The following is a 16224-nucleotide window of genomic DNA, read 5'->3' on the forward strand; positions in this document are numbered from 1 at the left end:
ACACCCATGATACTAGATAACAACAGAGATAATTTTGCTTGCCCCTAAATGGTATTCACCTTGGTCAATAGCAAGTTACGCAACGGCGGCAATCTTAGTATTGCCGCTCTTTGCGTTAATTGCCCAGTCGATGTTACCCGACACCGAGGTTTTCAGTCACCTACTCGATACCGTATTAGCCGATTACGTGGTCAATACTCTGGCGCTGATCGCCTTGGTGATTTGCTTTAGTTTGTTGATTGGGGTGCCGTTGGCCTATTTACTGGCTAACTATCACTTTACCGGTTCGCGGTTTTTTCAGTGGGGGTTATTGCTTCCGCTGGCGATGCCATCCTATGTGATGGCCTATATTTACACTGACTGGCTTGAGTACGCAGGTCCCGTGCAACGATTTTTACGGGCAACCTTTGACTGGCAAAGCAAGCAAGATTACTGGTTTTTTGAAATTCGCTCGTTATTTGGTGCGGCGCTCGTGTTGTCACTGGTGCTATTTCCGTATGTCTATTTAATCGTTAAAACGGCATTTAAAGAGCAATCACACACATTGTCACAAGCGGCAACCATGCTCGGTAAATCAGCAAGTCAGGTGTTTTGGCAAGTATCACTGCCACTTGCTAGACCTGCTATAGCTATTGCCGCATCACTTGTGGCGATGGAAACCTTGGCCGACTTTGCCGCGGTAAGTTATTTTGCGGTGAATACATTAACAACCGCTGTATACGATACTTGGTTGAGCTATGGCAGTTTAACAGCGGCCAGCAAAATTTCAGTACTGATGCTGATTATGGTGTTTGCGTTGATGTCATTAGAGCGCTTTAGTCGCAATAAACAGCGCAGTTATCAATCTCGACAGCAGCAAACCGCAAAGAGATTAACGGGCTATCACAATGTACTGGCAACGAGCTTTTGCCTGCTAGTATTGGCTTTGGCGTTTATGTTACCGGTCGTTTATTTAGCCGATATGGCATGGACCTACCATCAACAAGCGTTTAATCGGGATTTTATCGCCTTTGGTTTAAACAGTTTAACCTTGGCAGCTATCGTTGCCAGCTTGTGCGTGTTGCTGGCATTGATTGTGGTAATTGCCAAGCGATTTAATACCCGTATCGGCGGGGTGTTACCGATGCGTTTTGCCAGTAGTGGTTACGCCATGCCGGGAACCGTTTTGGCAATTGCGGTATTAATTCCGCTGACCTTATTAGATCACGGCATCAACGATTACTTGTTATCTCTTGAACTATCACCTATTGGATTGGTGTTCACCGGTACGATTACCGCGATGATTTTTGCGTATACAATTCGCTTTATTGCGGTTGCCATCGGTGCATTGGAATCGAGTTACGAGCGCATGCCACCGAATCTAGATCAGGCGTCATTTATGCTTGGGAGCAATCGTTTGTCAACCGTGCTCAGAGTGCACTTACCGCTGTTAAAGCGAGGAGCATTAACCGCCTCACTGTTGGTTTTTATCGAGTCGATGAAAGAGTTACCGGCAGCGCTTTTGTTAAGGCCCTTTAACTACGATACGTTAGCAACGTATGTGTTTCAGTACGTATCTGATGAGCAGCTCGAACTGGCCTCGCTGGCGGCGATATCGATCGTTATTGCCGGATTATTACCGATTATTTTGCTCAATCGCAGCATGGAACAATATCAACACTAACCCCCAATAAAGAGAGCTTTGCTAATTTGTTATGAGTTTACTATCAGTCAACCAATTAAGTTGTCACTACCACAAAACATCGGTGTTAGAAAACTTATCTATTGAGTTAAACCCATCCGAAATCCTGTGCTTATTGGGGCCAAGTGGGTGCGGTAAAACCACGTTGTTAAAAGCCATTGCAGGGCTAATTGATACAGAACGCGGCAGTATTTCCCTCGACAATACCACCTTACTCGACCACCAAACAGGCGTTTACATAAGTGCAGAAAAGCGTGATTTAGGCATGATTTTTCAAGATTATGCCTTGTTTCCCCATTTGTCTGTGGCTGACAACATTGCTTTTGGCATCACCCATCTAGACAACACCAGTCGCCAGCAGGTGATCGATGAAATGTTGAATTTAGTGGATTTACAAGGTTTAGATGATCGCTTTCCTCATCAGTTATCGGGTGGTCAACAACAACGCGTGGCGATTGCTAGGGCGCTAGCGCGCAAACCTAAAGTGTTATTATTGGATGAGCCTTTTTCCAATATCGACTCACAGTTGCGGATGCCACTGATCCGCGATATTCGCGATATTTTAAAGCGCAGTGGTATTGCCGCCATATTCGTCACTCATGCAAAAGATGAGGCGTTTGCTCTGGCGGATACCATGGCCTTATTGAACGAAGGTCAAATCGTACAAAAAGGTCAACCACAACACTTGTATGGCAACCCGAAAAATCGCTTCGTCGCCGACTTTCTCGGTCGTGGTAGCACCATCCCTGGTCATTACCTCGGTGACTCAAAGGTGCGCTGTGTGCTGGGCGATGCTCTTATTGAACAGCAACAGTGGCGAGATATCGGCCACCAATTATCAGCCGACAGTCCGGTAGAGTTGTTTGTTCGGCCGCACCAGTTTGCGGTGACACTAGCTGAGGATGATGCCAGTGGCCCCTGTATTGCCCGCGTCTTACAATTACAATTTCACGACGATGGCTATCGAGCCAAACTCGAAATGGCGGATTTACGCCTTGACGTATGGATAGCAGGGCACTTACCGGTGCGGGAAGGTGTCAAGGTTAAAGTCGGCTTGACACCTCAGCCAGTGGTTATTTTTCAGCGCAACTGAGTTTAAGATATGAAGGCCAGTTAAAAGCTGGCCGTTACTTGATACGAAGTAAATTTGCGGATATTAATCACCCCTGTATCAAAATATAAATACTGCCCTTTTATCCCCATCAGCGTGCCACTGACCAGCGGGTTTTTGTCAAAATTAAATGAGCTAATTTTAGTCGGGTACTCGTTAACAGGATAGTCAATATCAACGACGTCCTGGTCAAGCTGAACAATGGCATCTTCGCCATAGGTCAACTTTAAATGGGCCAGTTTTTGCTCGATTAAAGGTATGAGTTCTAAGGCTTTTTGCTTTAAATCTATGGGGGCAGCTTTGCCCTTGAGCATATTGCGCCAATTGGTCTTATCAGCAATAAACTCAGCTAGTGCGGTTTCTACCAAACCAGATTGTAATCGCGTATTGACCTTAAAGATAGGTAGAGCTTGGTTAGCACCTTGGTCGATCCAACGAGTGGGGATTTGGCTGTGGCGAGTGATCCCCACTTTTATTGCCGTTGTGTTGGCTAAATAGACATAGTGATCGACCATACAGTGCTGTTCTGCCCACTCGGGTTCGCGACACGTTCCCTGGTCAAAATGACATGTTTCCGGTTTCATTATGCACATGTCACACTTGGCGAGTTTTGTCATACAGGGGTAACAAAAGCCTTGTGAGTAACTTTTTTTGGTCTTTTTACCACACTCTTGGCAATTAATATTACCGCTAAATTGTAAACTAAGTGGCTTGCCAATAAGTGAATTGAGGTCTATTCGGTGCTCGCCAACAACGAGCTGGTATTGGGCCATGCCATCGTCGAGACGGGTTATCATTTTTTGGAGATGGCCGGTGTAAGAATTGGTTGTCATAAGCTTGATCAATACAAAATGTTAGGTTAATTGTTTAAATGCGAATTTTGGCGCGATTGGATTTTAGCTGCCCGTGCGCCTTTTTTTTGTCAACTCGCTTGCGTTGCGATGACTTGGTCGGTTTGGTGGCACGTCGAGTTTTTTGCACGACAGTAACAGGTGCAAGTAAGGCTTTCAAACGTTCGATGGCATCGGCGCGATTTTTTTCTTGGGTGCGAAAAGTTTGTGCCTTAATGGTGATGATGCCATCTTTGCTGATCCGCTGGTCGTTTAGCGATAAGATTTTGTCGATGTAGTACTGGCTTATCTCTGCCTGGTAAATATCACATCGCAAGTGAATAGCCGAGGCAACTTTATTGACATTTTGACCGCCACTGCCTTGCGCGCGAATCATCTGCAACTCAATTGCTTGGTAATTCAGTTTTAATTTGTCGTTGATAACTAGATAACTCATATGCCGTGCATCTTACATTGTCAGTCGCAGATCGGTAAATTTAATTTTAGCCGATGATATCTCGCTTTAATTTGTTGGCAAAGCCTAACTGACCAACCTGCAGCTGTGATAACATGACGCGGTGGTATTTTCTGGCGGTGATTCAACAAGTGTCCGATAAGATAACAACAACTCACACTACATGGTATGTTTATTTGCTTAAATGTGCTGATAATAGCCTCTACGCGGGCATAACCACTGACTTAACCCGCCGCTTGCAAGAGCACAACGGCAAAGGTAAACGCGCAGCCAAATACACCCGAGTACGCGGGCCCGTCGAGTTAGTTTACCACGAACAGTGGCCGTGTCGATCGAGTGCGAGTAAGCGCGAGTCGGCGATCAAAAAGATGACCCGACAACAAAAATTAACGCTGATTAGCGCGTTTTAGCCTCAGTCACGGGTGATGGCTATTTTTTGTTCTGTCGAGATTGCAATGCTTCATTTGGAATAACCAAATGTGGTTAATTGTGCGTTGCTATGACCAAAAGAAAGCTCATTGTCGAAAATACAAACCGAGATTAACACGCCCAGTGAACTGGTCTTATAAGTATTTTATTTCATGAATTGTCCAGATAACATTGTTACACTACGCCGGGTAAAAGTTATACACCCAAGGAAAGTACAGTAAATCATGTTTATCAAGCAGTTTTATAATGAAGAAAACGGTAAAATTAATATCAGCCGTCAACAGGCAAGCGACTTTGCCAAGCAGATCGCCGATGATTTTAACCCGATTCACAATGTTGATGCTAAGCGCTTTTGCGTACCGGGTGACCTATTGTTTTCAATTGTGTTAAACAAAGTTGGCGTAAACCAACAGATGCACTTTGATTTCTGTGGCATGGTAACTGAAGGAGTAGAGCTCAAATTTCCCGAGCAGTATGTCGAGTCAGCTAGTGTTGCTGACGACAACGACAAAGCGTACTTAACTTACACAGCCAGTGGTCAGCACAGCAATTGTCAAACGTTAATAGAATCGTTAATTCGCTCTTATGTTGGTTTCTCAGGGCATACCTTCCCAGGGATTTTAGGCCAGTTAATGAAACGCAATAACGTGATGATTAACCCCGCAAGGCCAATGGTGATGTACGAGAGCATGGATATTTGTTTACAGCGTCTCGATGTAAGTGAGGTTAGCTTGCGCTTCGATATGGAGCAAATGACGTTAGCGGTTGATGGCAAACGCGGACAAGCTAAACTCAGGTTTGACTTTATCAGTGGCAAAGAGGTGATCGGCCACGGTGTGAAGAACATGGTGTTAAGTGGCTTACGCGAGTACGATCAACAGCAAATGGAGCAAATTTGTGTTGATTATCAGCAGATGAAAGACGCCAATCAGGCAGCCTAACCAACAAACCACACTTCATTGTTGGTGTGCGCACAACAAGGCAAAACGGCTAAGCGCTGTTTGCTTTGTTGTTAACTAACATAACTCCCCGTGAATTGGCGCAAATTGAGTGCTTGGCCAACCATGTAGTTATCCAGTAGAACAGAGAGCGCAGTCGATTGATACAGAGTACTGCGCTCGCTGCTATGACCAACTTACGCTTTAATCTTTAAAGCGCGCAACCGCTGTTTTGATGTACTTACCCATTTATCCGCGTGGGCTGCCGCTTTACGGCTGTGTCGCTGATAATGTCTTAAATAGCGCTTGGCTGCAGGAAACTGTTCGCTGAGTAGCACGAGACCGAGTGGAATAAACAGTATCGCTGGACCTGGCAAGATGATAAAGGCAATACCTAGCAACAAACAAAATGCGCCGGCGATTGTTTTTATCACTCTATTAAAACGCTGCATGACTTACTCCTTACTTCGTCCTATTAGCGGTGTTAGATCGAAACTGATAGCAAATTTGTAAACCTCAAGGTTAGGGATACAAGTCGCCTGTCTCGAACGATATCTCTAGTAAAATGATGCAAGTTATTTGCCAAGATAAAATAACTGTTAAATCAGTGGTTTAATGGAATGCCCTGAATGCATGCGCTAATGAGATAGTCATATAGACTAAGATTTAGTCATATTACTTATCTTGTAACGCCATTTTTTTTGCTCCGCTTTAGTCATCTTGTTATTGACACACAGCCACCAAATGCGTCGGATTTGCTTCTCTTGATACTTTAGCTTTTCGCCTTGTTTTGCGCTGTAGCCATGGCGCATTTTACTGCGTATTTTTTTTAGCTTATCGTCAAAAAATTGACATCCGTTTACGTTATTTGCCGATGCTTCAGCCGTGGAGGGGAACGCGGTGATAAGCGTTAAGCAAATAACACCTATGGTAATAATCGAGGTGGGGTTTTTCATATAACACTCCTTGTTTGTTGATGTAATCGGTGACCTAAAGCACAGGCTATCCGCATGCTGGCACATGCGTTGTTTGGTGTTTGCCAATGCAATTCAGTCACGTTAAATCTGGCTCGTTCCTGAGCAAGTATGACAAGTGTAGCTAAAGCTTGGCTATTTGCCAGAGTCGGCTACACTTTGTTCTTAGCAGGCACAACGGCGATAAAGCGAGTTAGGTAATTCGTTTTTTGTGCGCTATTACGACCCATGTGCAATAACCATATTTGCAAAGCGCAGTCTTTAAAAAATGCTGATAAAGCTGCGAAACAATATACCGCAAAGATCAACAGACCTAGGAAAAGGAGTTTCCGTGATGACCTTACACTTTCAGGCTTTATTACCCTGGTACTTTATTCACTGCGATCGCGTTGACCACAAGTCACAAGTTAATAGCACTGGCCTTATCCGTGCTGTTACGCTCGCTTCAATCACTTGCTTGTTTTTGTTTAACGCCAAAGTATGGGCGCAAAAACCATTGTTACAATTGGCCAATACTTATCGAGGAGGCATTGCGGTAGACGCGTTTTTAGTTAGTGAAAAGCTCGATGGTGTGCGAGCTCGATATACTCAGGGGCAGTTGGTTTCACGTTCGGGTAACGTTTTTGCCGCACCATCCTGGTTTACTCAAAACTGGCCACAGCGAGAGCTTGATGGCGAATTATGGCTCGGTCGTGGTCAATTCGCAGAAACACTGAGCATAGTCTCCCGCGATGAGCCTCATATCGGTTGGCAAGCAGTTTATTTTATGGTGTTTGACCTCGCCGATAGTAAGTTGCCATTCGAGCAACGAGTCACTGAACTCAGGCGGTTAATTAAAGCAACACCAAGCCCTTACCTTCGATTAATAGAGCAGCACAGCCTGAACTCTGAACAGCAACTGTACGCACGCCTAAATCAAGTTATCGATAATGGTGGGGAGGGGTTGATGCTACACAAAAAAAGTGCATTGTATCAGTTGGGTAGAACCGACAATATCGTAAAGCTCAAACCCGTCGACAATGCCCAAGCCGTCGTCATCGCTCACAACCCAGGAAAGGGCAAATTTACCCATCTCATGGGCTCAATTCGGGTGCGCAACCAACAGGGCATAGAATTTAATTTAGGCAGCGGTTTTAGCCTTGAGTTGCGTCGTCATCCTCCAGCAATAGGCAGTACGATAAGTTACCGTTTCTATGGTTTAACCAAGCGTGGAAAACCGAGATTTGCTAGCTTTTTAAGTGTTATCAGCGACTGATAGTAGTAGGTCTCGTATTTACTTTATGCGTTTATGTCACTGTTAAAAGTGTGTTAATCTGTGATTTTTATCTGGATAGGATGTCAACTTCGTGGCAGTAGATGCGTGGTTATCACTCGTTGTTATTTGTTTGCTTGGCGCCATTTCGCCAGGGCCATCGTTGGCGCTGGTGATGCGCAATACCATGTCTAGTGGACGAAGCGCCGGGGTGAAAACGGCGATAGCACACGGCTTGGGTGTGGGCTTGTACGCGGCTATAGCGCTTACCGGCATTGGTTTGATACTGGTAAATTCGTCTGTTTTATTTCAAGTGATTCAATATCTCGGAGCGATGTTTTTAATTTGGTTAGCGTATCAAACACTAACCAACTCAGACGCTACTATTGACGTTGAGCACTCTGCTAAGCCATCGTTGAGTGCGTGGCGAGATGGTTTTTTACTAGCCTTTTTAAATCCGAAATTAGCGATATTCTTTATCGCCTTATTCAGTCAGTTTATTGATGCTAACGCCTCGCTCAATAAAAATCTGATTATGGTAATGACGGTCAGTGGTATCGATATGGCTTGGTACAGTATTGTTGCCTGGGGGCTTTCACAGCAATCGATATTGCCACGCTTACAGCAACACAGTAAGTGGCTAGAACGATTGATGGCGACTGTCTTGGTGTTGTTGGCCATTCGCGTTGTTTGGTAGACGGTTAAGGGTGATACTCAAAAATCAGCACTTTTAAGCCGCGCTGAGGGTGAGCCTCTTTAAATACTTCTGGCGTTAAAACTGTCTCAATAAATACGCAGTTAGGCGCGTGCTCATCGATTAAATCAAATAAAAATTTTTGCTCTAAGTCGGGGCTGTTAAGACACAGCATTAACTGGCCACCCGGCTTGATAAACTGATTAACACGCTTGATGATTTTCGGATAATCGCGCTTAACGTCAATGCTACCTTTTTGAAAGGATGGCGGATCGGCGATTAATAAATCATAGGGACCGTGCTTAATTAAACGCTTCCACGACTTAAAAATATCAACGCCTTCAAACTTGACCTTGGCAAGCGGGTGGTTGTTAAGGCGATGATTATCTCGGCCTTTGGCCAATGCTGATTTGGCAATGTCGATATTGACCACTTGTTCGGCATGGCCAGCAATGGCTGCGACCGAAAAAGCACAGGTGTAAGCAAATAAATTTAACACATTGCCTTGCTCCGCGTGTTCGAGAACCCAGCGTCGACCATTGCGCATATCTAAGAACAATCCAACGTTTTGATTGTGTTGAAAGCTCAATTGATATTTTAGCCCGTGCTCGATGGCGACAAGCTCGTTAATCGCTTCGCCGGCCAGGTGTTCAAATGGCGCTTTATCCCGACATCGGTATTGCACTTTTACCGAGCGGCAGCTGCTAATATTGGCCATGAGTTGCTGCGCTAATTCGGTTAACCAGTCGACTGACTCTTCTTTGTATAAGGTGATCAGCACCAAAGGTGGAAAGTAATCAATGGTCACATGCTCAAAGCCCAGATAGGCATGGCCTCGACCGTGAAAGAGTCGTTGGCACTCAACCGTATCGACGTTAGCAAAATTAATATAACTGAGCATGAATAAAGACCTTAGCGAACAATGTACAACACCTCGCTATTTTAACCAAAAAGCTCAGCAAGTGCTGAGCTTTTTTTATCCGTCAATGCGATTTATTCGCAGGGGTCGTTGAGCTTTGTTGTGTGTTTTTCCTACAGCTCGTTGCTATGGAATAACCATACTTGTCTCACCGCGCCTCGACTAAACACTCGTTCAAACGAAGCAAAGTTATACCGCAAAGCGCTATAGACGCTAACCAAAAAAGTTATAACCAAAGTATATTTTGGCGACGGTATTGATAAATATTAACGCCAATATCACCGGTATAAAGGTACCTAATGAAAAATCGACGTACTTGGCTAAAAAGCTTTTACCGAAGTTTTTATTGCCTTCGCTAAGTTCGAGGTTCAAATTGTGCTTTTTCCAACGATAGGTGACAAACAAACAAATCAGCAAGCCATTTAGGGGCAAAATAGTGTCGTAAAACATGTCGATGATCAGATCAAACAACGATTTGTTTTTTCCGCCGTATTCAACGAGATTGGTTAGTGTATCACTTAAACCAAAACTTAAACTGGATAACACAGCTAATACAGCACCGCTGATAAATACGGTTTTTAACGCGCCTTTTCGCGATTGTTTACGCTCGTCAATAAAGTACGAAACCGGCACTTCTATAATGGAAACTAATGAAGTTAACGCGGCAAAAAATACCAATAAAAAGAACACGCCAGCAATGGCACTCGCGGCAAAGTAACCGACCGATGTTTGTAATGCCAAAAAGATTTTTGGTAAGAAAACAAAGATCATTGAAACCGAACTGTCACTGAGTTCATCGGGATTAACGTTAGGGTTAAAGCTAAAAATAGCCGGTAACACCATTAAGCCAGCAATAAAGGCGACACTGGTATCGCACATCGCTACCAATTTTGCTGAGCCTTCAATATCGGTTTGCTTAGAAATATACGAGCCGTAGGTAATGAGAATCCCCATACCAAGAGAAAGCGAAAAAAACGCTTGTGACAGAGCGCCACTGATTACCGCAGGGGTGATTTTTTCTACGTCAGGGATAAGATAAAATTGTAATCCGCTCATTGCGTTATCAAGGGTCAGTACAAAGATGACCAGCAGAACCAGCATAACAAACAACGCCGGCATCATAATACGAGCGGCACGCTCAATACCGTCTTTGACGCCGAAGTTTAAAATAACCGCTATTAAACCACCTACGACAATCATGGCTGAAAACAGATAGTAAGGATTGTTTATGATTTCGCCAAAACCTTGGCTCGATGCTAAATAGTCAAGCTGACCAGTAACGGTCATCACTAAATAGATAAAAATCCATACCGTTAACACGGTGTAAAACACAGCAATCATAAATGGGGTAATAATACCCAATAGGCCAGCTAGACCCCATTTTGAGTTTTCACCAGCGAGGGCTTTGTATGCACCAACTGGATTTTTCGCGGCCTTTCGCCCAACCGCCATCTCGGCCATCATGATGGGTAAACAAATAGCAAATACAAAAATTGCGTACATAAGTAAAAATGCGCCACCGCCGTTTTTGGCAGCATTTACGGGAAAGCCAACAATATTGCCGATACCAACGGCTGAGCCGGCTGCAGCTAGGATAAAGCCAAGCTTGGAACTAAAATGTTCGCGAGGAGCACTCATAAAAACTTCCGATTATAATTATTCTAATTTTACATGGTACCTGATGCTAACAAGGATTGGCATTGATGTCATCGGGATATTAACGCTTTGTTGACGTTTTTTTACCGCTGACAGCAATTTACTAACAGATATAAAAAAGCCAACGCTAAGCGTTGGCTTTTTAACACGCAGGTTTGCGCTTAATTAGTGATTACTTGATGCGACGACCAGCGATTAAGCCCGCCATAGCAATGAGTAACCAGAACATGCTACCACCAGAGCTCTTTGACTCAGGCTCTTCTTTATCAGCCAACTGAGGATATTCACAGCTGCCGTCATCTTGGTTAGCATTGGCGTCAAAGTTGTTTGCAGTACTGTCGGTACAACCTTTTTCGATACCATCCGAAATTACGGTTAGCATGAAGCTAGTTGATGCAGAGTCACCTGCGTGCTCAATGTCACGTACCGTTACAGTTACCTCAGTTTCACCGTGGAAATCAGCATTCGGAATAAGGTTGAACATGTCGCCGTCAACTTCAGCAGAGATACCTTCACCAGTAACTTCAATGGTGTTTGGCACTTTGTTGCCATCAACGTAGAACACTTCAATACCGTCAATGCGACCATTTTCTTCAACACTCATGTCTTCGATATCGGCAATTTTTAAGTTGCCGTTTACGGTGATTTCATGAGTTAGCGCAACGCTATCTTGACCTTCAAGGTCATAGTCGAAGCTGATCGCTTTGGTTAGGCCTGTCGCTTGTGGTTGCACTGCAACTTTAAACGATAGTTCGATTTCACTTTGCTCAGGACCCACGTAGTCAAAACATACCACTAAGTCGTCTTCAAGTACTTCATCTAGGTTATCAAAACCTAGTACTTTTGATAAGTAGCCGTCTTTTGGACCTGCGCCACGAGCAAATGGTGAATCAAAACCTTCAATCATTACAACACCTTGGGCAACATCAGCACCTAGGTTGTCGTATGCATAGATGATTTCAGGCATACCTTGATGGTAGTCAATACCACTGCGCAAGATCATTTGGAAATCAAACTCATCGCCAGTGTACTTATCTTTGACGTTATCAAACTCTAGGAACACTAGGTCACCTAAGTCTGGACGTTCTGCTGCGTATTGGCTAGCAATGGTTAAACCACGAGGATCTTCCCAGTGACGCATGTAATCCATGGTGAAACTACCACGCCAGAACGGTGCTAATGACTCGTATAAGAAACCTGGACCGCGATGCGCGCCCATTAACCACCACGCTTCATTAAACTGCATGGCACCAACCGCATGCATGCGCATGTAGCCAGCATTTTCTTGGTTGTACACTTTAAAGCTTGCGTCTTGGTTCCAGAACAACCAGTTAATTGGCACGTCATAAGCGCTTTGATGATCACCAACCATCCACTCAGCATTTGGTTGAATTCTAAATTCACCAAATAAGTCAATGTAGCCACCTGTTGAGTACTCATCAATGAGTGGTGTATGACATTGTGCGTCGGTTAAGTTCGTAGTCATCACATAATCACGCTCAACATGGCGCGTTGATAACTGAGTACCAGTTAAGGTTAAGCCATTTTCAGTCGCCACAATCGCATCTTGAATTGCTTCATGGTTACTGCGAATGGTGCTTGGTGCTAAACGCAAACCCTCAGGCAAGTTGATGGCAAGGTTGTAGTTGCGATCATCTGACTCTAAGTTTGCCGCCAGTTTCATGGTCACATCTAACACGTCTAATGCTTTGGCATTGGTTTGGCTAACTTCCCATTTAACAGCATCGCCCATACGAGTTAGGTTTAGAGCGGTAAAACCAAGTGTACCTTCGGCACCTTCTGTGTTACCTAGGTCAAAACCACCGTAGTATTTCTCACCTTCTTTTGAATCTGGAATATTCCAACTAATGGTTAGCGGATAATCGCCGTTACCATCGTGAGATTCAGAGGCTGTTACCGTAATATGACCATTGTCTGTTTGTCCGTCGACAACAGCAATGCCGGTTTCAACATACAGGTCTTCATCGTAGTTTAACCCTGTTGCAATGGTCGCAACCCAATAGTTACCTGCTTCTGGATTAAGCAAATTACAATGGTTTGTTTCGGTCATTGAACTTGATAAACAAACGATTTCGTCTCTGTATTCTGATAGCATGGTCGCACCATTGGCGCGATCTTCTTCAGAAGGGGCGAAACCACCGTTGCCATTTTTGTCTAAACCAATAGCAATCATTGGAGAAGGGCTAACTAAGCGAGGGTTTTTATCAGTAAACGCATCGCTGTAGACAACTTTTTGTACTTCAGCAACTAGGCGCTTTGCACCCTCTGGAACGACAACTGAATTAATATCCCAGCCTTTTGCAACGTCTTCTTCCCACACAAATGGACCGACTACAACAAGGTCTGCAGCGTGAACTTCTGGTTTAACTAAACCAAAGTAACGCGGCGTTAATTGAGAGTAGTTATCGGTGTTCACATAAATGGTGTCAGAACCTTGATCGCGAGTAATGTCAATATCGTGCGATAGTGGCAATTGACGGGTTACGTTAGCGGCCACAATTGGCATGTGTACATCAGGTGCATTGGCATTGTCTTCAGTTAGAATAACTTGACCGTTAAAGATCATTTCATTATTTAACTCAACATCCCATGTGTCGCCAGGTTCATTTGGTTCTACTTTTGCTTGAATGATATCAGGCAGTGACGCACGAACAACAATGGCTTGAGTCTCACCGGCTTTTAACGTAAACGAGCTTGGCGAAACGCTGATTTCAACGCCTTCTTCTTTACCTACACCCGTTACCGTCCAGCTGCCGTCTTTGGTAGCTTTTACGGTACGCATCCAAGTACAAGTGCGCTCACATTCCATTTCAACCATAGATGGTAGGTTTAACCAATTGTCGTAGCCACCGTTGCGCGGATTTGCATTTAGGTAGTTTTCAATGGTTTCATCCATGACCAAACCGGTGTTGTTTGCACGCGTCACATCAATAGAACCAGCACCCGCCATAAAGTTGAAGTATGGCTCTACACGGTCGAAACCATTGCTTAACCAGACATCGCCAGCTGTTAACATCAGTGCAGACTGAATTTCAGCCGGAGTCCAATCAGGGTGAGTTTGGCTAAGTAGCGTCATTGCACCGGCAACGTGTGGTGATGCCATTGATGTACCACTTAAGAAGGTCCAATCAGATGCTGATGGATATTGTGTAAATGGCTGATCATCAGCGTTGGCAGCGTAAATTTGTACCCCTGGTGCAACCAAATCTGGTACCAAGGTATTATTGGTTCGGCTTGGCCCCATAGAACTAAATGGCGCTAAGTTGTTGGCCATGTTTTCATCGAGGTAGTACTCGTTTGTCGCTGCGTTGATGGTTGCTTTAGCAGCCCCAGCAGTGGCGTTGTTGATCCAGTTTTCAAGGTTCCAACGCGCGTTAGATGCAACGTTGATTCCTGGTATAACAAACTTGTCAGCGACCGTTTGCTGGTTCCACATGGTGTTCAACAAGACGATACCACCAGCGCCACCAGCAGCAACGTTTTTCGCTTTGTCTACACGGGCAATATCACCGCGCTCACACACAACGATTTGCTCTGCGGTAAACGTTCCCTCTGGGAATGGTACGTTACATGAGTAAGCACTATAACCGTCGTTTAGATCAGGGTCGGCAACGCTTGAGGCGAGGATAAACTCACCGCTAATTTGCTCGGTAAAGCCTTTACCTTCAATGTCTGACCATGGCAGAGTCCAACTCGCACCGTCACTTTCAAAGTTTGATATAGCAGTTTTACCTACTTCTAAAACGCGGTCATGGCTGGTTGCACCAACCGTAGTTACCCAAGGTGAACTGTGGTCAGCAGACCAAAAATTTGGACCTGAGTTACCCGCTGCTGTGGCCACCGAAATACCAGCTTCACGCGCTGACAAAAAGGCAAGCTCCATAGGGTCGTCCCACGGGAACGCTTCACTGCCACCAATTGAGAAGTTAATGGTATCAACACCGTCAGCGATGGCGTCTTCAAATGCCGATAAAATCGCTGATTCTGGACAGCCGGCGTAGTAGTCTCCACCACCACCTGGCCAACATACTTGATAAGAGATCACGTGAGCGCGCGGAGCGACACCCGATGTTTTTTCAAAGTTAAACGGTAAGTCAACACCGTCACTGGTGGCTTGACCGTCGAAGGTTTGTAGTGGCGTGTTTTCAACCACATTACCTGCGGCGGTACTGGCTACGTGTGATCCGTGACCGTTGTAATCTTCACCATTGGCTGGACGGATCATCTCCTGTTGCCAAGGCCATTCTTGGAACTCAGGCGCCGAATACACATCTGTGATTTCAGAGTATGAACGAACACCGATCAGTTTATCGTTACACAAGGTTGGGTCTTCAACACAGTCACCGACGAATACGCCAGCACCGAATGGGTTGGTTTTACTGTATTCTTCATCACCAGCAAAGGCTACGTGGTCAGTATTGATGCCGGTATCGATGATACCCACTACCATACCTTCACCTTTTGCGCCGATGCCGTCGTCGGTTTGGCTACCGTCCCAAATGCGATCCGCACCGATAAACTCAGGGCCTCGGTCGGTGCGCAGTTCGAAAATACGGTTTGGGGTAATGCGTTTTACACCCGGTTGCTGTGCCATAAGCATGGCATCTTGTTGGTTCATTTCAACAAGCATCGCGTTGTTGGCAAGGGTGTAGCGTTTTTGTACGTTAATTGCAGCACCTGCGTTTTGTACGCGACTAATGAAGCTGTCTTGTTGGCGTGTTAAGTAATTCTTGTAATCAACCGCGGCGGCTGATTTTACATTAACGCGGCCTTTGGCAAGCAGTGAACGGTTTTGTGGGGCAACGGTTGGCGTTAAGCCATCGATACCACCGGTATAACTTGCTAGAGGCTCATCATTGAGTTGCACGATGTAATGACGTTTACCACTGACACCTTGCTCTGGTTGAAAGATCTCTTCAGGCGTGCGTTTGTTAATCGCTTGGTTTAGCGTACCCACTTTTCCTACGAACACATTGCCTTGCAGAAAGTCTTGGCGCTGTTTGGTGACCGCTTCAATATCTTCGGCGGTAAACGTTGGTTCGTAGAAGCTTGTTCCTTCGATTTTTTTTACTCCTGGCTCCGCAATAACGACACCGCTGGTGCCGACATACATCGCCGTCAGAGTAGCTATTATACTCTTCTGAAATAGCTTATTCTTGTGATTCATATAATTTAACTTCTTAATATATTTTGGAGTTGAATATTCAGCATGGGCAAGGAGCTAGGCATAAATCCTATTGTGTA

General features: G+C 44.9%; 13 protein-coding genes. 6 read left to right on the plus strand and 7 right to left on the minus strand.

The window, feature by feature from the left end; all coding sequences use genetic code 11:
* Window positions 1-34 precede the first annotated feature (34 nt).
* Both ACAY30_RS03320 and ACAY30_RS03325 read left to right on the plus strand, forming a co-directional pair.
* On the plus strand, window positions 35-1663 hold the full coding sequence (locus tag ACAY30_RS03320) for an iron ABC transporter permease (protein WP_290250858.1): 1629 nt from the start codon (window positions 35-37) through the stop codon (window positions 1661-1663).
* A 31-nt stretch (window positions 1664-1694) separates the two neighbouring features.
* The gene (locus ACAY30_RS03325) at window positions 1695-2774 is read left to right on the plus strand and encodes an ABC transporter ATP-binding protein (RefSeq protein ID WP_290250857.1); all 1080 of its coding nucleotides are present in this window, start codon (window positions 1695-1697) and stop codon (window positions 2772-2774) included.
* A 20-nt stretch (window positions 2775-2794) separates the two neighbouring features.
* Here the strand turns inward: ACAY30_RS03325 and ACAY30_RS03330 are convergent, their stop codons facing one another.
* Complete coding sequence (locus ACAY30_RS03330) at window positions 2795-3589, minus strand: DUF2797 domain-containing protein (protein WP_290250919.1); 795 nt, start codon at window positions 3587-3589, stop codon at window positions 2795-2797.
* Between the two features lie 70 nt (window positions 3590-3659).
* On the minus strand, window positions 3660-4079 hold the full coding sequence (arfB, locus tag ACAY30_RS03335; RefSeq protein WP_290250856.1) for an alternative ribosome rescue aminoacyl-tRNA hydrolase ArfB: 420 nt from the start codon (window positions 4077-4079) through the stop codon (window positions 3660-3662).
* 113 nt (window positions 4080-4192) lie between these two features.
* Here arfB and ACAY30_RS03340 point away from each other — a divergent pair, with 113 nt between their 5' ends.
* The gene (locus ACAY30_RS03340) at window positions 4193-4507 is read left to right on the plus strand and encodes a GIY-YIG nuclease family protein (protein ID WP_290250855.1); all 315 of its coding nucleotides are present in this window, start codon (window positions 4193-4195) and stop codon (window positions 4505-4507) included.
* A gap of 243 nt (window positions 4508-4750) precedes the next feature.
* The gene (locus ACAY30_RS03345) at window positions 4751-5467 is read left to right on the plus strand and encodes a DUF3581 family protein (protein WP_290250854.1); all 717 of its coding nucleotides are present in this window, start codon (window positions 4751-4753) and stop codon (window positions 5465-5467) included.
* A 194-nt stretch (window positions 5468-5661) separates the two neighbouring features.
* On the opposite strand, the gene ACAY30_RS03350 is transcribed toward ACAY30_RS03345, so the two are convergent.
* Window positions 5662-5916 (minus strand): PGPGW domain-containing protein, encoded by a 255-nt coding sequence (locus ACAY30_RS03350; protein ID WP_290250853.1) that lies wholly within the window; start codon window positions 5914-5916, stop codon window positions 5662-5664.
* 207 nt (window positions 5917-6123) lie between these two features.
* Entirely contained in the window at window positions 6124-6420 is a 297-nt protein-coding gene (locus ACAY30_RS03355) for a hypothetical protein (protein WP_290250852.1), read from the minus strand.
* A 352-nt stretch (window positions 6421-6772) separates the two neighbouring features.
* Between ACAY30_RS03355 and ACAY30_RS03360 the strand changes: the two genes are divergently transcribed.
* Window positions 6773-7693, plus strand: coding sequence for a DNA ligase (locus ACAY30_RS03360; RefSeq protein ID WP_290250851.1), 921 nt, complete (start codon window positions 6773-6775; stop codon window positions 7691-7693).
* Window positions 7694-7784: 91 nt separating this feature from the next.
* Window positions 7785-8387 (plus strand): LysE family translocator, encoded by a 603-nt coding sequence (locus ACAY30_RS03365; protein ID WP_290250850.1) that lies wholly within the window; start codon window positions 7785-7787, stop codon window positions 8385-8387.
* A 4-nt stretch (window positions 8388-8391) separates the two neighbouring features.
* On the opposite strand, the gene ACAY30_RS03370 is transcribed toward ACAY30_RS03365, so the two are convergent.
* From ACAY30_RS03370 to ACAY30_RS03380, 3 genes are all read right to left on the minus strand, one after another.
* On the minus strand, window positions 8392-9285 hold the full coding sequence (locus ACAY30_RS03370; protein ID WP_290250849.1) for a class I SAM-dependent methyltransferase: 894 nt from the start codon (window positions 9283-9285) through the stop codon (window positions 8392-8394).
* Window positions 9286-9516: 231 nt separating this feature from the next.
* Window positions 9517-10941 (minus strand): sodium-dependent transporter, encoded by a 1425-nt coding sequence (locus tag ACAY30_RS03375; RefSeq protein WP_290250848.1) that lies wholly within the window; start codon window positions 10939-10941, stop codon window positions 9517-9519.
* A gap of 190 nt (window positions 10942-11131) precedes the next feature.
* Complete coding sequence (locus ACAY30_RS03380; RefSeq protein ID WP_290250847.1) at window positions 11132-16147, minus strand: S8 family serine peptidase; 5016 nt, start codon at window positions 16145-16147, stop codon at window positions 11132-11134.
* Between the last annotated feature and the right edge of the window lie 77 nt (window positions 16148-16224).

Origin of the sequence: Thalassotalea ponticola (assembly GCF_041379045.1) — a bacterium.
In the GTDB taxonomy this organism is placed as follows: domain Bacteria; phylum Pseudomonadota; class Gammaproteobacteria; order Enterobacterales; family Alteromonadaceae; genus Thalassotalea_A; species Thalassotalea_A ponticola.